Source organism: Imperialibacter roseus (genome assembly GCF_032999765.1).
Taxonomy (GTDB): Bacteria; Bacteroidota; Bacteroidia; order Cytophagales; family Cyclobacteriaceae; genus Imperialibacter; species Imperialibacter roseus.
Genome location: NZ_CP136051.1, coordinates 1033718 through 1054181, shown reverse-complemented (window position 1 = coordinate 1054181; position 20464 = coordinate 1033718). Strand labels below are relative to the sequence as shown.

The following is a 20464-nucleotide window of genomic DNA, read 5'->3' as shown; positions in this document are numbered from 1 at the left end:
CTTTTATTTTCAGTTCCCAATCAGAGGAACATTTCAGGATTACCAGAGGCATGCTCAGGCTTCTTTTGATAATTAAACCAATATTCAAACCTGTAATAAGAGGATGGAAAAGACAACCAATCTTAATCGTAGATCGTGGCTGAAGTATAGTGCTTTGGCTGCCGGCGGTGTTGTAACCAGCGCTGCATTTCCCGCATTTGCCAACAGCAAGCCAGCGCTTGGCATGAAACCTTATCAAGGCAAGTACAGCCTCATGGAAAATTACCATGTAATGATGGCTGACAGAGCCGATATGAAAGCCAGGCTGCTCGCCAATGAGAACCCATGGGGGCCTTCAAAGAAAGCTGTTGCCGCTATTGCAGCAAGTGCTTCTATGGGCAACCGCTATGTTTATAATAGCTCAGCCAAAATGGTCGACTTCCTTGCTGAAAAAGAAGGTGTATCTAAAGAATCCATCCTTTTGTCGCCTGGTTCAACCGACATTCTGGAAAAAATTGCTTTCTCTTTGTTTATGAAGGGCGGCAACATTGTTTCGGCTGATCCCAGCTACATGTCGATGATAAGAACCGCTGAATCGATTGGTGGCACGTGGAAAAACATTCCATTAAAGGCAGACTATTCGCACGACCTGGATGCCATGGCAGCAGCGATTGACGATGAAACCAAGCTTGTATACATCTGTAATCCGAACAACCCAACTGGCACCATGACGCCGGTAAGTGAGATCAAGGCATTCTGTAAAAAAGTCTCTTCAAAGGTGCCAGTGTTTATCGATGAGGCTTATATGGAGCTACTTGATAACCCTGAAGCAAACACCGCAGTGAGCCTTGTGCAGGAAGGCTATGACGTCATCATTTGCCGTACCTTCTCCAAAATACATGGCATGGCAGGCTTGCGACTTGGCTATATGGCCGCCAATGAGGCGAGAGTAAAAGCAATCAAGAGCATGGTTCGCACTGAAATGGGGATCAGCGTGACCTCACTTGAAGGTGGTATGGCTAGCCTAAAGGACGTTGAGTTCCAGGAATTCACCAGAAAGCACAATAAGGAGAACAGAGAATATGTGTTCGCTGAGCTAAAAAAGGCCGGCATGAATCCAATTCCGTCGTTCACCAGCTTTATCTTATTCCCTATTCAGGTACCCACTAAGGAATTTCTCACTCAGTTTATGGACAGAGGCGTGGGCATCAGAGGATTTGAGATCGACGGGAAGCCTTATGCCAGGGTAAGCATGGGCACCATGGACGAAGTGAAACTGTTCACTAAAAGTCTTTACGAGATTGTCAGTTAACTGCCTATGTGTTAGCTGCCCGGGCTGAGTTTCCGGCACTCAATCAGGTGCCCACAGCGATGGCCCGGGGCAGCGCCCACACATCGACAATACCCCTCTTTTCAATCGACCACCGTTCGTTTTTTATAAGCACAAAGTATTTCTGTTTTAGTTCATGAATTCAGCCATTACTAAAACCATTTCATTCCTTCTCCTTATTGCCATCGGGTATTTTCTTCAGAAAAAAATCCAGGGCAAGGAGCGAAAGGATGGCATCAAGACGCTCATACTCAGCCTGGCGCTTCCTGCCACCATTTTCATTGCTTTACTGAAAATTGAGTTTTCGTGGGGGATGATCATTGTGCCTGTACTGGCACTTGGCTTCAACCTGCTTATGTATTTGTTGGTAAGCAAGCTACCTTTGCCTTCGCTGTTTAACTTAAAAGAAGAGCAGTATCGCACGCTGATAATGCTACTACCCTCACTGGCACCGGGCCTTTCGCTGTTTCCATTCATTATGGAGTACCACGGCGAGGAGCCACTGGCACTGGCTGCGCTGGCCGACGTGGGCAACAAAGTGTTTGTGCTGATAATATTATACAGCATTGCCATGAAATGGTATTTCGACCGCAATGAGATTGGCAACCGAAACACCTCCGAAAAACTCAAAAGCCTCTTCAAGTCAATGTTAGAAGAGCCTGTCAACATGGTGATTGCTGTGGCCATTGTAATGCTTGCTTTTGGGCTAAACTTCGATTCCTTGCCTGGTTTTCTGCGGGATTCAGTTGACAAAATGAGCTTAATGATGACGCCGCTCATACTCCTTTTCATCGGCATCTCTATCAAGTTTACCTGGCAGCAAGTAAAAGCTATTTTCTCATTTTTATTCTTCCGGTCTGCCATCGCTTTTGTCATCAGCGGCTTGCTGCTGGTGTTGCTACCAGTAACCGACGTGCCTACCATGATTCTCATCGTGGTGTTTCCTCAGAGTGCATGTAGCTTCTGGCCATTTGCCCATATGTCGGCAGTTAATACATTGGAAAGTGCACAGGAAAACCCGATTCGCCCCCGCACGTTTGATCTCGATTTTGCCATGAATGCATTGGCGTGCTCTTTGCCTTTTTCTGTCGCACTTATTCTTAGCGTTTATGTGTTTGAAGACTTCTTTGTGCAGCCAGCCAATGTTTTTCTTTCATCCGGTATTTTTATTGCCTTAGCCGCTCTGCCGCTTTTGTTTTCTGCTCGCTGGTTCAAAACCTATGCAAGCCGACTGGCAGAAGAACGAAGCTAACATTTCCTTTGTACATTGGATAAAAAGGCGTTAGAGGCATGGGGCCGTTGCCTGCTACCCGGCGGCTCGTCATCCAGCCTACTTACTGCCAACAATTTGTAACTTTGGGTGTGGACGGGATTACGTCTAAAGTGACACCATCCCCAGAGAGAACACCTCCATGCCAGATAAGAAAAAGAAACTTCCCAATGCAGCGGATCGGGTTGGCCAAAGGGTAGAAAAAACCAAATTACACCCACGCAACAAGCATCGGCAGCGCTACGACTTCAAGCAGCTTAGTCAGAGCACTCCACACCTGGCACCATTTGTTAGGTTGAATAACTACGGCGACGAATCAATTGACTTCTTCAACCCAGAAGCGGTCAAAGCGCTGAACAAAGCGCTTTTAAAACACTATTATAATATTAGAGACTGGGACATCCCAAAAGGTTATTTGTGTCCACCCATTCCCGGAAGAGCTGACTATATCCATTATATGGCAGACCTATTGGCCTCCTCACATGCCTTGTCACAACGGGGAAAGCCTCCAACTGGCAGCGAAATAAAATGCCTGGATATCGGCGTAGGTGCCAATTGCGTTTACCCCATCATAGGGCATGCGGAGTATGGCTGGTCTTTTGTAGGCGCCGATATCGAACCTGTGGCTATCACATCTGCCAACAAAATAATTGAAGCGAATCCCCAATTAAAAGGGAAGGTTGAACTGAGGTTGCAGTCAAATTCCAAAAACATATTCGTCGGCATTATTCAAAAGGATGAACGCTTCGACCTAACGATTTGCAACCCACCATTTCATGCGTCTTTTGCTGAAGCCCAATCCGGGACAATACGAAAGCTGAGAAATCTAAAGCAAAAGAAAGTTACCAAGCCCATTTTGAACTTTGGGGGCCAAAGCAATGAACTGTGGTGTGTCGGAGGGGAAGAAGGGTTTATCAGGAATATGGCCTTCCAAAGTAAACAGTTCGCCTCTCATTGCTTTTGGTTTTCAACCCTCGTGTCGAAGTCATCGAATCTTGACGGCGTCTACGAAGCCCTAAAGAAAGCGCAAGCTTCTGACGTAAAAACAATTCCCATGGGGCAGGGAAATAAAACCAGCCGCATTGTGTCATGGACATTTCTTACGAAGGAGCAGCGAGAAGAATGGATGAGAACAAGGTGGGAAAGTCATGATAAAACATTGGGCAAAAATGACAAAAGCTCCTCATGAGACTGGGACACATCTACCATTCTCCAAGGCCGTTTGCAGAATATCATCTTTTCACCCACCGTTCTCTGCATCCCGATTTGGGGGTTCATCTATTTAGGCTTATTTTGGTAGGTATACTCGATTGTGGTTAGTTCCTTCTGCTCTACTCTACTGAGGAAAGGATATGGTTCTTGATAGTTGAAGCTCGTCGGCGAGCTCGTTTCCGGTGATTCTATTTGCTCCCGGAGTATTGAAATGCATTCAACATACCTTATAAATAAACTACACTATGAAGAGTATCTTACAAAAGCTGATCAGCGAAAACAAGCAGCAGGAACAACATGAGGCTGCTGCCATTCAGGAAGAGATCGATAATCCCACCACATCGGATAACCGCAGAGACTTTCTTAAGAAAACGGCCATGGGTGGCATTGCACTGACAGGCATCATGGGCATGACATTCGAAGACTCGGTAGCACAAACCACTTCAAAGGTCAGAAAGGCATCAAATCCATCCGATCTTAAAATAACGGACATGCGCTACGTGACCCTGGACAATGGCACCTCCTATACCAATGCCCGCAATGTGGTGATCCGCATCGATACTAACCAGGGCATCTACGGTTTGGGTGAGCTAAGAGATGGCGCTGACCCCCGCTATGGCCTGTTTCTTAAAAGCCGGATCCTGGGCCTTAACCCCTGCAACGTAGAAATGATCTTTAAAGTGATCAAACAATTTGGTGGTCATGGCCGCAAAGCTGGCGGTGTAAGCGGCGTGGAAATGGCGCTGTGGGACCTGGTGGGCAAAGCATATGATGTGCCCGTATGGCAACTCCTGGGCGGAAAATACCGGGAGAATGTGAGGCTCTATGCCTACGTGCCTGCTCACAACAGCAAAAATATGGACATAGAGAAGTTCAAAGCCGACTGCAAAGTGCGCATGGTGGATCAGGGCTTCACATGGCTCAAGATGCATCCGGGCATCCATGTGTACAGCGACGTACCAGGCACCGTGGTTAACAGCAATTACATCCCCGGCTTCAACGACGACAACCTGGACAATTACCTTTCTTATCAAAACACCAGACATGCCTTTACCGGCGTGCAAATTACCGACAAGGGGTTGGATTTGCTCTCCAACTATGTAGGCATGATCCGGGACGTGGTGGGCTATGATATTCCCCTTTCTGCCGACCACTTCGGACACTTTGATGTAAACAACTGCATCAGGGTGGCCAATGCATTGGAACCTTACAGGCTGGCTTCTTTGGAAGACTTTGTGCCATGGGACAACACCGAGCAGCTAAAGCACATCACTGATTCGATCAACTCGCCAACCATTACAGGTGAGGATATTTTTGGAAAAGAGGAATTCAGAAAGCTTTGCGATGTGCATGCGGTCGACATTGTGCACCCTGATATGGGTACTTCAGGTGGGATATTGGAGACCAAAAAAATTGGAGACTACGCAGAAGAAACTGACGTGGCTATGAAGATGCACTTCGCAGGCACTCCCATTTCGTTTATGGCCAATGTGCATTGTGCCGCAGCTACGCAAAACTTTATGGCACTTGAGCTACCCGTTCAGTGTGTGGACAATCCCTGGTGGCCTCAGTTGGTGAAAATGGTCGGCAAAAAACCGCTATACACCAAAGGCTTTGCACATGTGCCCACCGATGCACCAGGCCTGGGAGTAGAGCTAAATGAAGATGAGCTTAAAAAGCATCTTCATGCGGAAGATAATAGCTATTTCAGACCTACGCCGGAATGGGACGCCAAGCGATCGCACGACAGGCTGTGGAGCTGATAGTTCGATCATGGCTTAGGCGACCAGTTCTCCAAGGCAAGCGTATTTGGGAAAGCCTTATAAAGAAACCCTCCAAGAGTTCTCCTTTAGCTAACCTCTCCCTGGAGACATGACAGCCTGCTGCGCTGAAGAAGATAAACCCTTGGAGGGTTGTGGGCAACTAACAACTACGCAGGGTTGTTGCGCTAGTTAAAACTAGTCAGCAACCCTTATTTCTTACAACCAGCCGTAGGCACTCCGCCCGCATAATGCTACCCAGCACCAAACTTTTCACATACCAGTGTCAGCGCCTTATCATCGCCTACATTGCCGGGAAACACAACGTAAATCAGGCCGGGAAACTTGCTTTCTTGGTGTAGCTTCCATACCGGCACTCCGGGAATGACCGGCCCTAGCACAGTTGCTTTTTGAACCAAAAGCCCTTTCGAGGCCAGGTCGCTTGACGTGATACCGCCTTTGGCAACAATAAACTTTGGACGGACAGAAGTTCCCCGCACAATGGCGACAAGGAAGCTGGACACCAGGGCATTGATTTTCAGGCTGCTCTCTGCGTCTGCCCCAGTTTCCAGTCGGCGACTGGTATGAACCACCACATCCTCCCCAGCAGCCAGCCAGGCATCCACCTGTGCACTAATGGCGCTTGCCTCGCCACTTAAGTCTTGCGACTGAAGCAGCTGACTTACATCTATCTCCAGTTTTTGGTGCCTGCCCTGCTTGAGCAGATAAGCTAGCTGGGCGGTGGTTTTCGGCACATGAGAGCCTACCATCACAAGCGAACCGTGAGACGACGCTGTATCCTCTTTTTGCGGGACATAAAGTTTACCTGATACCATGCCCGCCCTGGTGGGCACAAAGGTGGCAGAGGTGCGGTACAGAAATTTCTTACCTGACCTTTCGGCCATGATCAATCCCAGCACTCCTACCTCCAGGTCACGGTAGCTGGCAGCGTTCATGATGCACACTGATCCATTAGCGCAGGCTTCCAGTTTCTCTGCTACTACTTTAGGGCCGCCTGCCCGCAAGTCTTCGATGGACACCGAGTTAACTTCCGATGCTTTGATCAGTCCCCTGGTTTTTTCTTCCACCCACTCCTTCAGGTTGGCGTGCTGGTAGCCAAACGACACATCTTTAGCAAAAGGTGTGTCAGACACAGGCACCAGCTCCTCATTTTCAACGAGGTAATGCACATCATCAATCGTATACCTGGCTCCCTCAATGAAAGCTGGCACCAGCACAGTGACTGCTCCCTGAAAACCAAGGGCCTTGGCTACGGCGTCTACCTCCGCAGGAAAGTGGCCTCTTAAAGTGGAGTCGCTTCGGCTCACCACCACCACTTCTCTCTGACTTTCTTTTGCCGCCTCTTTAAGGTTCCGCCCTATTTCAAGTGCCAGGTGAATAGCCTCTGCCTCCGGCAGGCTCCTTGAATTGGTGAGGATGTAGAGAATGGAGGGTTGCTGTCGGAGTTCGGCAGTAATCAGGGCTACCTCCCAACTGGTAAGCACCATCACATCGTAGCATGTCTGTGTGCCAGTCGGGTCATCATCAAGTACCACAATGGTCTTTTCACTTTCCAGGAACTCCTTTTGTATGGCTGGCAGGAGGTCTTCGGGATAATCAGGAGGCAACTGATTGAATTTTTCGTTTACGTTCTCGTACATCGCAAGTCTTTGATCAACCACTCAAATAAGCTTCATAGGTGGTGGGGTAATAAATTTATTATTTATCTTTTTAAGTCGGATAAATCGACCCGTTAAACAAGCCCTGAATCTATGCAAATAATCATTACCGGAGGAGCAGGTTTCCTCGGCCAGCGCCTGGCAAAAGCCCTGCTCAGCAGTAACCTTGCTTTTGATGAGTTATTGCTGGTAGACATTGTGACGCCTTCTTATCCTAAAAATGACAGCCGGATTCGGTGCCTGCAAGCTGATCTTTCTGAAGAGGGGGCAGCCAAATCTCTTATCTCCGCCGAAACAGGTGTTGTTTTTCACCTGGCGGCAGTGGTGAGCAGCCATGCGGAGAAAGACTTCGACCTGGGCTGGAAAGTCAATATGGACATTACCCGCCAACTACTGGAGGCTTGTCGTCATCAAAAACCAGGCATTAAGTTTATTTTCTCGAGCTCCATCGCTGTGTTTGGTGGTGATTTGCCCGCCACCGTGCTGGACAACACGGCACTCACTCCCCGTTCGTCGTATGGTGCCCAGAAAGCGATTGGTGAACTGCTGGTGAATGATTACTCCCGAAAAGGGTTGGTCGACGGGAGGGTGCTGCGATTGCCTACCATTTGTGTGCGACCAGGGAAACCCAACCTGGCGGCCTCTTCTTTTGTCAGTAGCATTATTCGTGAGCCGATTAATGGAGAAGACGCCATCTGCCCCGTATCGACCGAACTGGCACTTTGGCTCTCAAGCCCCGATACTGTGATCCAAAACCTTATCCATGCCGCCACGCTGAAAGCGGAAGCTTTCGGTGGCTGGCGTACTGTCAACTTGCCGGGGGTTAGTGTTACGGTGCAACAAATGCTCGACTCGCTGGAGCGTATCTCCGGCCAGGCCGCTCTGTCCAGGGTGCAATTCAAACCAGATGCTGCTGTCAACGCCATTGTGAGTAGCTGGCCTGCCGCCATCGACAATACCAGAGGACTGGCACTTGGCTTCACGGTCGACGGGCAGTTCGATGCCTTCATCACGCAGTTCATTGCCTCCAGCAAACCGTCAGCGGGATGAGCGAACTCTCCATTCCCATCATTGGTCTGGCGGTAGCCGTCTTCGTCTTGATTTTGCTGGTGCTTCGCACCAAAGTGCACCCGCTCATTGCCATGATTACAGCGGCTTGTGTGGCGGGCATCACCGGAGGCTTGTCGGTGAATGAAACCCTCGACGCTATTACCAAAGGTTTTGGAGCTACACTGGGCACTATTGGCATCGTGATCGGGCTGGGGGTGATGATGGGGCGTATCCTGGAAGTATCAGGTGCTGCCGAACAAATCGCTTATTCCTTTATCAAATGGCTGGGCCACCGCAGGGAAGAATGGGCATTGGCTCTCACCGGCTACCTGGTGAGCATTCCCATCTTCGTCGATTCCGCTTTTGTCATTCTCTACCCTATCGCCAAGGCGTTGGCACAAAAAGGCAACCGCTCGCTACTGACGCTGGGCGTAGCTTTGGCGGGCGGCCTTATCGTGACCCATACCATGGTGCCTCCCACGCCAGGGCCTTTGGGTGTTGCCGGGCTCTTTGGTGTCGACATCGGTGCTATGATGCTGCTCGGCATTTCGCTGGCCCTGCCTTGCACCCTGGCGATCGTGTGGTATGCGCAGTGGCTTGGGAGAACATATCCCGACTTTGTAACCACAGTGGTGCAGGAAGACCTGAAAGTCGTCCACGCTGACTACTTGAAAGAAAAAGAGGCCAAGCCCCTCCCCAGCCTGACTAAGTCGCTGCTTCCCATTCTTGTCCCTATCGGACTGATCTTCTTGAAGGCAGTAACCAACCTGTTCCCTTTGCTTGCAGCCACCGACAGCACAACTTTGTCATGGGTCTTGCAGGTAGTTGCCTTTGCTGGCTCACCTGTCATTGCTTTGTGCATCAGCACTTTGATTGCCGTTTACACCCTGGTGCCTCACCTCAACCGGCACGAAACATCAGAGCGACTGGAGGAAGGCCTGAAGTCAGCGGGCATTATACTAATGGTGACTGGCGCAGGCGGAGCACTTGGTTTTGTGGTGCGGGAAAGTGGTTCCGGTGCACAGCTGGCCGCACTGATGGCCAATCTCCCATTTTCCCCCATCATGATCCCTTTCTTCGTCGCCACTATTGTGAGGCTGATCCAAGGATCGGGCACTGTTGCCATGATCACAGCGGCGTCTATCACAGCGCCGATACTGGTGAATTTACCCGATGTCAATATGCTGTTCGCTGCACAGGCAGCCGTGTTGGGTTCTTTGTTCTTCAGCTATTTCAACGACAGCTTCTTTTGGGTGGTGAACCGCATGATGGGCATTGCCGATGTGAAGCTGCAGCTCATGACCTGGTCGGTACCCACCACTATCGCATGGGCCATTGGCGGGGTATTAATTGCGCTGACTAATTTAATCTTTGGCACCAATGGCTCCCTGCTCGATCCGCTGATTCCACTAGCGGGGTTGGGCATGATGTGGGTGGTGATAAGGAGAAAGGGAGACTTCAAACAATAGCGGAATCACCTGGCTAAAACAGCTTCATTGAAGGTGTGGGAAGATACGGAGTACAGTCGTTCCACACAATCGCTGGCAATGGACAAAACGTTGCTTAGCATGCCTCAGCGGCGATGCAACCGATCCACTTAAAGACAGGCATTGCAAGTAGATTTTTGTATCTTTAACACGTGGAAAAACAGACGAAATATCATCTGGACATTGAGATTGACAAGCTAACAAACAGCATTGTTAACACTATTTCTGGAGATAGCTTCCCGACTGATGTTCATCCCATAACCAAGGCTGACTTGAAAAATGCCACCAAGAAAAATGGGTGGCTTTTCAAGTGGACAAGTGAATTCAAGCTTGCTGATAGACAAGTTTTCAAATTGACGATTCGCAATAATCCTGGCATCATTCAGGGACTCATAAGCATCAGCGACTACTGCGACCATTATTATCTCCATCTCATCGAAAGTGCTCCCTTCAACTTAGGAAAACGTAAACTATACGAAGGCGTTCCCGGCAACCTATTTGCATTCACTTGTAAAACCTTCTGGGACAAGGGCTATCAGGGTTTCATTTCTTTTACTTCCAAAACAAAATTGGTCACCCACTATGAGAAAATTTTAGGAGCGACTCATATCGGTGGGCAAAAAATGGTAATCTTCCCTCAGGAAGCACTTAGATTAATTAGAAAATATTATCCACATTGACAGATAAATAATATGGGACATATTAAAGAACCAGAAGGAGTTGACTTTATAGTTGATCCAACACCGTTGACAACTGAGGAGAGAAAAAGAATAAGTGAGATAATCGCTCATTATAAGGCGACTGGGAAGAAACCGTCATTTCAAAAGGCCAAAACAAATTCACGCAGACAGAAAAAAAATCTACCGCTAATCAAGTAGCCGACTCCGCCACCTGCCTGATTAGGTTATAATACTTTTTGATCCCGCCTAATCCGCTCGTTCAGTATCTCTGCCAATCGTAACCTAAAGGATGTTTTTGTGAAAAATTCCTCCTATTTTCAAACATGGAGGAGAATGCGTGGTCTTGGATATTTCAGCTGTTGGGTCGCCTGCACCCCTTAGTAGTCCACTTTCCTATTGGATTATTAGTTGTTGCTCTTTTTCTGGAGGCCCTTACCCTGAACGGCCGACGGCCTGGCCTGAGGGATGGGATCAACTGGATGGTGTACCTGGGAGCCGTTTCAGCAGTATTGGCCGCTGGCCTCGGGTGGTTCCTTCGCACTTTCGATGATTACTCCGGCGAGCTGGTACAGCAACATCAAAATCTGGGCATCGCCACAGCTGTACTTTCTATCCTTGCCGCTTTCTTGCTCCAAAAATCAAATGCAGGGAAGTTATCCAATTTCTTCGCCTACCGGTCGCTGCTGGTGCTAACGGTTATCTCGCTTACCATTACAGGTCACCTGGGCGCCAGCCTCACCCATGGCGAAGATTTCCTCTCAAGCGTACTGCCGGGAAATGCTGACGATTACGACGATACCAGAGGTGTGATATTATTGGCTCAACTGAAGCAACTGGACTCCTTGTCAGAAACCGAGCTGGATGATCTGAATCTGGAAGTCCGGGCCATTTTTGCGCACAACTGCTACCAATGCCACAGTGAAAACAAGCAAAAAGGGGAGCTGGTATTAGAGAATAAAAGAGGCGTTTTCCAGGGTGGGAAATCCGGGAAAGTAATTGTGCCGGGCCACGCTGAAGAAAGCGAGATCTACAGAAGAATTACGCTGTCGTCCAACGACGATGATGTAATGCCCAAAAAGGGAAAGGTGCTCCAGAAAAATGAAATCGCCCTGATCAAACTATGGATCGAGAAGGGTGCCCATTGGTCGGATCGGGCGCTGAAAGTATTCCCGGAAGCGGCCCTTGCCTTGTCAAGGCCTGAGTTGCCCGCTTCCACCACACAAGAACATCCCGTGGATAAGCTGCTGGAGGTCTACTTTGAAAAGAACGGCATTGCCTGGCCACAATTGGTAGATGACAAAACCTTCATCAGGCGGGCGTATCTGGATATTGTAGGGCTGCTGCCGGAGCCTGACGCCATCAATCAGTTTGTTGGGGATCCGAATGCCGACAAGCGGGCGCAACTGATCGACCGCCTGCTGGCCGACAACCGTGATTACACCCAACACTGGCTGAGCTTTTGGAACGATTTGCTAAGGAATGACTACTCCGGCACGGGGTTCATTACCGGTGGCAGAAAACAAATCACCGACTGGCTCTACAAATCACTGTTAGAAAACAAGCCTTACAATGCCATGGTCAGCGAACTGATCAACCCCACCCCAGCCTCCGAAGGGTTTATCAAGGGCATCCAATGGCGGGGCGTGGTAAATGCCAGTCAGCGCACCGAAATGCAGGCCGCCCAAAATATCGGTCAATCATTGCTGGGGGTGAATGTGAAGTGTGCCTCTTGCCACAACAGCTTCGTAAGCAATCTCACCCTGGAACAGTCTTATGGCTTTGCTTCCATATTCGCCGATTCGGTGATGGAACTCAACCGGTGTGACAAACCCACTGGAAAAATGGCTCAGATAAGCTTCCTGTATCCGGAATTGGGATCGGTGGAGGCCGACAGCTTAAAAGAGCGTTTGTTGAAACTGTCGGAGATCATTGTGAAACCGGAGAATGGCAGGCTGTACCGAACCATTACCAACCGGATATGGCAAAGACTGATCGGCCGTGGCATCATCGAACCTTTGGATGAGATGGACACCCCCCCCTGGGATGGTGCTTTGCTCGACTGGCTGGCTGCGGATTTCATTGAGTCGGGCTACGACTTAAAGCAGCTGATGCGCACCATCATGACATCTAAAGCCTACCAGCTGCCAACGGTGAGCTACGAAAAGTTAGAGCAGGTGAAGTCGGCCCGCTACGTATTCAACGGCCCAATTGTCAGGCGAATGAGCGCCGAGCAATTTTCTGACGCCGTAAGCCAGGTCATAGCCCCCGTATACTATGCCGCCGCTTACAACCCTTCCGGCGATCAGCTATCTTCGAACAGGGTTTGGCACCGTGAAAGGAAATTTGACCGGGACGTACTGCCGGAACCCGGCACGAGATATTTCCGTCACAAGTTTACCCTGACTGACCGGGAAATCATCAACGCTCAGGCCCTGATTTCAGTTGATCATTCTTATTCGTTTTACCTCAATGGGAACAAGGTGGCTGAAGGCAACGACTGGAGAAAAGTAAGTAAGCTGGACGTAACGAAGTTCCTGAAAAGTGGAGAAAACATTATCGCCATCGAGGGAACGAATGAAGGCCCTATTGCCAATCCTGCGGGGATATTGTTTGCGATGAAAATTCGACAAAAGGACAGCCTTGAAACCACTATACAATCGGCGAGTGGCGAGGGTTGGAAAAGCGCCGATGTGAACCCAGGCAAAGAATGGCTGAGCGCTACGTTTGATGATTCGGATTGGGAGAATGCCCGCAACTATGGTTCCATGCATTGGGACCAGTTATTGAGTTTTACATTTGAAGACAATGTGCCCACTTATGCTAGGGCCAGTCTGGTCAGGCAGCATCCGTTCTTGAAAGCGCTTGGTCGGCCAAGCCGGGAAACTGTAGCCACCTCCAGGGATGATCAGGCTACCTTGCTGCAATCGCTGGAACTCACCAATGGTGCCTATTTTAACCAGGTACTGGAAGAGGGTGCCAGCACCTGGCTGCAAGAATTAGGCAACGATGGGGATAAAATCGTTGACACCCTCTATTTAAAATCCCTTGGACGGAAACCGTCAGCGCAGGAAAAGGCGGTCATGCTGAGCGCCCTGGGCGACACCCCCGATAAGGAGGGTTTGCAGGACCTGTTCTGGGCCACGTTACTTTTACCTGAATTCCAGTTTATCTATTAGATGAAAAGCCAATGAATGACGAGATAACTAACTCACGCAGGGAATTTATGAAGAAAATGGGGGCTGCCAGCCTGGCCGCTGCGGCTGTCAGCATTCCCACAGCCAGTTTTTTAAGCTCATGCAGCACTACTCCGGCAATTCATTCTACGGCTGACACCGTCATATTGCTTTGGATGGCCGGAGGCATGGCGCATACAGAAACCTTCGACCCCAAGGCCTATACACCCTACACAAAAGGCGTAGAGAGTAAAAGAATTTTAAGCTCGTTTCCAAAGGTTCCGACCGCTGTGGATGGACTGTATTTTTCAAAAGGCCTTGAGTCCATTGGCAGTGTGATGGACAAAGGCGCTATCATCAGGTCCTACAAATCGGCCGACCTGGGGCACATCCTTCATACCCGGCACCAGTACCACTGGCATACTTGCTATGAGCCGCCGCAATCCGTGCAAGCGCCGCATATTGGTGCCTGGATCGCCAAAGAGCTGGGGCCAGTCAATCCGGTCATCCCTCCTTTTATTGCCATGGGGCAGCGTTTCACTGTTGGGGAAGGCGAAGAACTAAAAGCCTTCCATACGGCTGGGTTCCTCGGTAGTGAATATGGGCCATTTCTCATTCCGGATCCGTCTAGTGGGCTGGAGAGCGTTCGTCCTCCGCAGGGCATGTCTATCAAAAGGTTTGAGGCAAGAAATCAGCTTTACAAAGAATTGGCCAATAAAAGTGAGGTGATGGAACGAGGCAGCGATTACCAGCGAGAGTCGTTGATGCGGTCGATGGAGCAGTCGTACCGGTTGTTGAATTCGCCCGAGTCGCAGGTGTTTGATTTGACACAGGAGCCAAAGGAGAAGTATGACATCTACAACACCGGCCGGTTTGGGCTTGGCTGCCTGACCGCCAAAAGACTGGCCATGAATGGTGCCCGGTTTGTGAGCATATCCACAGAATACGAGCCCTTTCTTGGTTGGGACACGCATGAAAATGGACATACCCGTGTGGTGAAAATGAAGAAACTGATCGATGGCCCTGTTGCGCAGCTTGTCAAAGATTTGGATGAATCGGGGCATTTGGACAGGACGCTCATTGTGCTGGCCAGCGAATTCAGCAGAGATGCCTTGCTGGAAGGGCGCCCGGGCGAAAAAGTACAAGACCAGGTCAATCAACCTGACGTTATTGAAGACGAAAAATTCTATGGCATGCACCGGCATTTCACCGATGGCAGCTCTATACTTATGTGGGGAGGGGGCATCAAAAAAGGGTTGGTTTACGGCAAAACGGCCGATGAAAGACCCTGCTCCTCCATTGAAAACACCGTCGTTATTGACCAAATACACCAGACGATCTACCATGCTTTAGGTATCCATCCTGAAACTAACTACACGATCGAAGGTCGGCCCTTCTACACCACGCCCGACGGGCAGGGAAAAGCCGTTTTGGAGTTGCTTGCTTAGGGTAGGTTAATTTTGCCGCATGCCGACCTTCCCGCACCTGAGTTCTCTGAGAGTCTCCTGAAAATTGCTCTGAATAAGATAGAACTTAGAGAATGTGTTTCGCAAATAAACAAACCACTGGAAGGAGGGATTCAACCACTTTTGGTAACAACCAAATGCATTTCTCAAACACACACTCACTATCAGATTCTTAACCGGCACTCCCAACGTAAAAGTGAAAGAATTTTAGTTTAGTATCAACCGCCACTGCTTGTCATAATTAGCTCAACTCCTGGCAAGGGAAGAAATCACAAATACTTCCGGATACTTTGCATTCTCATGAAGAATTAGCCTATTTAACAAAGGTCTTTACGTTGTGGAGATCAACACCATCCTAATCGGTCGTCAAATGCTCCATTGGATATTAAAGATTCAGAACATTGGCGTGGAGCCACACATGAGCAAGGCGCTAAAGCGTTCAGTCATTCTAAGCAATAGCCTTAGTTTAATGATCGCCACAATGCCTATTCTTTTTACGCTGCTGGTCTCTATAACGCAGGGAACTGCTCTAATAACTGTACCGCTGGTCACTCAGCCCTTATTTGTGCTTACTCCTATCCTCCTCAACGCAGTAAGGTGGACAACTGCAAGTCGCATTTTACTGTCCTGGATCACACCCGCCGTTATCATTAGTTATTCAATCATTAACAAAACCAATGGGCTCGACATGCAAGTATCGAGTTATGTCGGCTTCAGAATAACCATGGTAGCATCATCCATTTTACCTTTTCTGCTTTTTACTCCAGCGGAGAGATGGCTTATGTTCCTCACGCTGGGGCTTTCATCTTTTACTGTGATAAGCTTTGACGCTGTTCATACTTTTTTTGGTGTCGGATTTTCCAATGCTTCCCTGGCAGATTCATCGTATCAACTCACCAACATCCGGGCCTTTATGGGTATTGTTATTATAGGCTCTTGCGCCCTCATTCTGAAAAATTCGTTTGAAAAATCTGAGGCCGAAAACGAGGAGCTCATCGAGGAACTAGGCAGGAGAAATACGGAAATAAAAACCCAACTTCGAGAGATCCAAAATCAACAAAAGAGCATCCAATCCCAAAAAGACCTGATAGAACATCAGTACAATATCATTCTGCAAAGAGAGGCGAGGTTGATGAGCAACGAAGAAAAATTGACTCAGGCAAACAAGGTGATAAAATCACAACATGATCTACTATTAAGTAAAAATATCGACCTGCAACAGAAGTTGATTGAGCAAAACGACATGCTTGAAAAAGCCAACCAGGATCTTATAAAAATGAATGCTGATTTACATCATTTCATGTACATGGCCTCTCACCACCTTCGGGGGCCTATTGCCACGCTACATGGGCTGATTAACCTGGTGCCAAGGAAAAAATTAGATGAAGAGCTATCTGATTTATTGGACAGAGGCATTGATGAACTAGGCGCTCTGAACAATGTAGTTGACGACCTGAACCATATTGACACAATCAAAAATCAATTGCTCCATCCAGTGGAAAAAATCTTTTGGGATAAAATCGTTGCCTCGGTTCTCGAACAATACGAACAAGAAATTAGGGAGCTTGGTATAGTGATAAAACTTGACCTCAATCAAGCCCCTTATATCACAACCATCCGAAGCTTGCTTTACGATATATTGGATAAAATCATCAACAACGCCATTAAATTCAGGTCGCCCGAACGGCCTCTAATGGTAACTATTTCCTGTAAATTGGATGAAGACAAGTTGATACTAGAAATAGCCGACAATGGAATGGGAATTAATATGTCTTATTTCGGGGACAGGGTTTTCGGTTTATACAAAAGATTTCACGAAAACACAGCCGGAAAAGGGCTTGGCCTGTATTTTGTAAAAGCAGAAACCGAGTTACTCGAGGGCTCTATTTCTGTGCGTAGCGTCGTCGATCAGCACACCACCTTTACTTTGAAGTTTCCTATTGCCCCAAGTCACTAATCAATACTACAAATAGCCATTTTATCTCAAACAATCCGAACACACTGATATCGCATTTCATCGAAAAATCTTAAGGTACTTTTTGAAATTGACATACCAGAAAACCCTTTAAATACCTGCCACCAGGATTTCCCTTTGTCCTACAGGCTGAAAAACCTACCTTTCTAACCCAAAAGACTAAATATGAGATTTATCCTGATCTTCCTTTTATTATCGACAGAAGGTTTAGCCCAAGCACCCAAGTTCACCCGTCAGGACACCCTGCGTGGCTCCATCACCCCGGAAAGAGCATGGTGGGATCTGGTGCATTATAACCTCGGGGTCAAGGTCGATCCATCAGACAAAACCTTCTCCGGGCAAAATACCGTCACCTACAAGGTGCTTAAGTCGGCCAAAATAATGCAGATTGACTTGCAGCCCCCAATGAAAATCACGGCCGTAACAGAAGATGGGAAAGCGCTTAAAGTGAAACAGGAGGGCAATGCGTGGTTCATTACGCTCAAGAAAAAGCAGGTGCCAGGGGCTGTAAACAACCTGATAATCAGTTATGGTGGAAGGCCTCAAGTGAGCAAGCTCCCGCCCTGGGAAGGAGGTGTTACCTGGACAAAGGACAGCAACGGCAACGACTTCATCGTCACTACCTGCCAAGGGGATGGTGCCAGCCTGTGGTGGCCCTGCAAAGACCACATGTACGACGAAACCGACAGCATGACCATCAGCGTGACAGTGCCCGACCACCTGATGGACGTGTCAAACGGACGCCTGCGAAAAACTACTGACAACAACGATGGCACAAAAACCTTCGAGTGGTTTGTGTCCAATCCCATCAACAACTACGGCGTGAATGTGAACGTGGGTGACTACTTGCATTTTGGAGAGGTGTACCAGGGAGAAAAAGGCCCGCTGGACTGCGACTACTACGTGTTGCGAGACAACCTGAAGAAAGCAAAAACCCATTTCGAAGAAGTGCCTAAAATGCTGGCGGCTTTTGAACACTGGTTTGGGCCCTACCCTTTTTACGAAGACAGCTACAAGCTGGTGGAAGTGCCCTACTACGGCATGGAACACCAGAGCAGCGTCACCTATGGCAACTTCTACAAAAACGGCTACCACACCACCGACGTAAGCGGCACAGGCTGGGGCTTTAACTTCGATTTCATCATTGTGCACGAGTCGGGGCATGAGTGGTTTGCCAATAACATCACGTACAAAGACATCGCTGACATGTGGGTGCACGAAGGCTTTACTGCCTACTCAGAGAACCTTTTTGTAGACTACTATTACGGCAAAGACGCCAGTGCCGAATACGTCATTGGCACACGCAAGAACATCCGCAACGACAGACCTATCATTGGCTACTACGAGGTGAATAAATCAGGCTCAGGCGACATGTACTCGAAAGGAGCGAATATGCTGCACACTTTGCGCCAGCTGGTGAACGACGACGAAAAATGGCGCACGATGTTGCGGGGTTTGAATGAGGAGTTCTATCATCAAACTGTTACCACCGGGCAAATTGAAGCCTTCCTGGCTGAAAAGTCAGGGATGGATCTGAAGCCTTTCTTTGACCAATACCTGAGAGACGTGAGGATCCCGAAGTTGGAATACAAAGCCGACGATACGACCCTGAGCTACAGATGGGTTAACTGTGTGGAAGGTTTTGCGATACCAGTGGAGGTGAGCATCGACGGCAAAACACAAAGATTGATTCCTGAGAGCACTTGGAAGACCGTAGCGTTAGGTCAGCCCATGCGTAAGCTGACGGTAGACAGTGATTATTACGTGGATGCCAGCAAGATTGAATAGACTTAGCTTGCTCAGGAAAATGGCGCAATCGCCCTCTTGAATTGTCGTTTTACTACAGCGAGAAATTTGTTGGCAATAGCGATCTTTGATAGGTAAAATACACTACAATAAAACTGCTATGAAACATCTTCAATTTCTCCAGGACGTCAAGGCGCCTGCTACAAAAGTTTACAGGCTGATGCTGGGCCTTGATGATATTAAAAGCTATCAAGACTGGACCAGCGCTTTCAACCCCGATCCAGATGGGGCAGCAGGCTCTTACGAGGGAAGCTGGGACAAAGGCAGCAAAATACTTTTCGTAGGGCTTGATCAGGACGGCAAGCGGGGCGGCATGGTGTCCAAAATACTGGAAAACAAACCCGCTGAGTTCGTATCTGTCAGTCATTACGGCATGGTGGATGGCGATCAGGAAATCACCTCCGGCGCCATGGTTGAAATGTGGGCTGGCGCTATGGAAAACTACACCTTCAAAGAACGCAATGGGGTGACTGCAGTGACGGTAGACTTGGACACGGCGGATGCTTTTGCCGAAATGTTCAGCGAAATGTGGCCAAAGGCATTGAACAGGCTGAAGGAGATTTGCGAGGGTTAGGAGCAGGTCGAATGCAGTAGCGAAAAACATGTGCCGGAATGGTCGCAATAATGAGGCTAAGCTGTAAATTAACAATGCCGAAATCAACCTTGAAGCAAAAGCTCTATCGAGGCATTAGGGCTGACTACTCATCGACGACGCTATATGGAGAAAATCCCCATCAGAGACATTCGTACCACCAGTGGGCAGGCTTTTGGGCGATGTAGTATCCGGAGGCTACAGGATATCTTCGAGGGGAAAGACATGCTGCACGCCCTGCACCGGCACAACTTCTTTTTTATTCTGGCGGTCGCCCAGGGTGAAGGCGTTCATGAAATTGATTTCACTCCCTATCAGGTATCCGACCGATCCGTGTTTTTTCTGAGGCCGGGTCAGGTGCACCGCCTCCAGCTAAAGATGGGCTCCACCGGATATCTCATGGAATTTGACCAGGAGTTCTGCGGCTCCAAAGATCAGGCTACTGCGCAGCGGCTGCGAAAAGCAAGTGGCAAGAACTTCTGCCAACTTGAAGCCAGCAGGTTCGACAAACTGGACGGTATCCTGTCTGATATCTTTGAAGAATACACCAGCAAGCAGGACGGCTACCTCGATATCATCAAAGCCAATTTGGAAATCCTTTGCATAGCATACAACAGGCAGAGCCCTGACCCAGGTCAACTGACAAACAATGGTAACCTCTATACGCAGGAGCGATTTGAAGAACTGCTTGAACTGCTTGAGACCCGGATCAGCGAATTAAAAAATGTATCGCAATATGCCGACCTGCTCAATCTCTCACCCTACCAGTTGAATGCTATCACCAAAGCGTCGGTAGGTAAAACTGTCGCTCAACTGATCGACGAACAGATTATACTCGAAGCAAAACGCTACCTGCTCGCCACCCCTAATCAGGTGAAAGACATTGCGTGGGATCTGGGGTACGAGGACGTTTCCTATTTCATCCGGTTTTTTAAAAAACATACAAGCCACTCTCCGGATGCTTTTCGCAAGAACTTCCGATAAGTCCCATCCAACTTCATTTTC

The 20464-nt window shown here is 48.6% G+C and carries 14 protein-coding genes; 13 read left to right on the top strand and 1 reads right to left on the bottom strand.

Annotation, left to right across the window (positions count from 1 at the left end; genetic code table 11):
- Positions 1–103: 103 nt before the first annotated feature.
- From RT717_RS04535 to RT717_RS04520, 4 genes are all read left to right on the top strand, one after another.
- The gene (locus tag RT717_RS04535; protein WP_317490543.1) at positions 104–1291 is read left to right on the top strand and encodes a pyridoxal phosphate-dependent aminotransferase; all 1188 of its coding nucleotides are present in this window, start codon (positions 104–106) and stop codon (positions 1289–1291) included.
- Positions 1292–1445: 154 nt separating this feature from the next.
- Positions 1446–2561 carry an AEC family transporter gene (locus RT717_RS04530; protein ID WP_317490542.1) on the top strand — a complete coding sequence of 372 codons (1116 nt, stop codon included), beginning with the start codon at positions 1446–1448 and terminating at the stop codon, positions 2559–2561.
- Positions 2562–2721: 160 nt separating this feature from the next.
- Entirely contained in the window at positions 2722–3768 is a 1047-nt protein-coding gene (gene rlmF, locus RT717_RS04525; protein ID WP_317490541.1) for a 23S rRNA (adenine(1618)-N(6))-methyltransferase RlmF, read from the top strand.
- Positions 3769–4036: 268 nt separating this feature from the next.
- Complete coding sequence (locus RT717_RS04520; RefSeq protein ID WP_317490540.1) at positions 4037–5554, top strand: mandelate racemase/muconate lactonizing enzyme family protein; 1518 nt, start codon at positions 4037–4039, stop codon at positions 5552–5554.
- Between the two features lie 251 nt (positions 5555–5805).
- On the opposite strand, the gene RT717_RS04515 is transcribed toward RT717_RS04520, so the two are convergent.
- Positions 5806–7212, bottom strand: a complete 1407-nt coding sequence (locus RT717_RS04515) for a four-carbon acid sugar kinase family protein (RefSeq protein WP_317490539.1) — start codon at positions 7210–7212, stop codon at positions 5806–5808.
- A 111-nt stretch (positions 7213–7323) separates the two neighbouring features.
- Here RT717_RS04515 and denD point away from each other — a divergent pair, with 111 nt between their 5' ends.
- The 9 genes from denD to RT717_RS04470 all read left to right on the top strand — a co-directional run bounded on the left by denD (position 7324) and on the right by RT717_RS04470 (position 20443).
- The gene (denD, locus tag RT717_RS04510; protein WP_317490538.1) at positions 7324–8280 is read left to right on the top strand and encodes a D-erythronate dehydrogenase; all 957 of its coding nucleotides are present in this window, start codon (positions 7324–7326) and stop codon (positions 8278–8280) included.
- The gene (locus RT717_RS04505; RefSeq protein ID WP_317490537.1) at positions 8277–9749 is read left to right on the top strand and encodes a GntP family permease; all 1473 of its coding nucleotides are present in this window, start codon (positions 8277–8279) and stop codon (positions 9747–9749) included. The genes denD and RT717_RS04505 overlap by 4 nt, the downstream gene beginning before the upstream one ends.
- A gap of 170 nt (positions 9750–9919) precedes the next feature.
- Positions 9920–10447, top strand: coding sequence for a hypothetical protein (locus RT717_RS04500; RefSeq protein ID WP_317490536.1), 528 nt, complete (start codon positions 9920–9922; stop codon positions 10445–10447).
- A gap of 323 nt (positions 10448–10770) precedes the next feature.
- Positions 10771–13623, top strand: coding sequence for a DUF1549 domain-containing protein (locus tag RT717_RS04495; RefSeq protein ID WP_317490535.1), 2853 nt, complete (start codon positions 10771–10773; stop codon positions 13621–13623).
- A gap of 11 nt (positions 13624–13634) precedes the next feature.
- Positions 13635–15068: a DUF1501 domain-containing protein gene (locus tag RT717_RS04490; protein ID WP_317490534.1), complete on the top strand. Its 1434-nt coding sequence runs from the start codon at positions 13635–13637 to the stop codon at positions 15066–15068.
- Between the two features lie 388 nt (positions 15069–15456).
- Positions 15457–17043, top strand: coding sequence for an ATP-binding protein (locus RT717_RS04485; protein WP_317490533.1), 1587 nt, complete (start codon positions 15457–15459; stop codon positions 17041–17043).
- A 183-nt stretch (positions 17044–17226) separates the two neighbouring features.
- A complete protein-coding gene (locus RT717_RS04480) occupies positions 17227–18849 on the top strand; it encodes a M1 family metallopeptidase (RefSeq protein ID WP_317490532.1) in 1623 nt (540 codons plus the stop codon).
- A gap of 118 nt (positions 18850–18967) precedes the next feature.
- Positions 18968–19441 (top strand): SRPBCC family protein, encoded by a 474-nt coding sequence (locus RT717_RS04475; protein WP_317490531.1) that lies wholly within the window; start codon positions 18968–18970, stop codon positions 19439–19441.
- Positions 19442–19585: 144 nt separating this feature from the next.
- Positions 19586–20443, top strand: a complete 858-nt coding sequence (locus tag RT717_RS04470; protein ID WP_317490530.1) for an AraC family transcriptional regulator — start codon at positions 19586–19588, stop codon at positions 20441–20443.
- Positions 20444–20464: the final 21 nt, after the last annotated feature.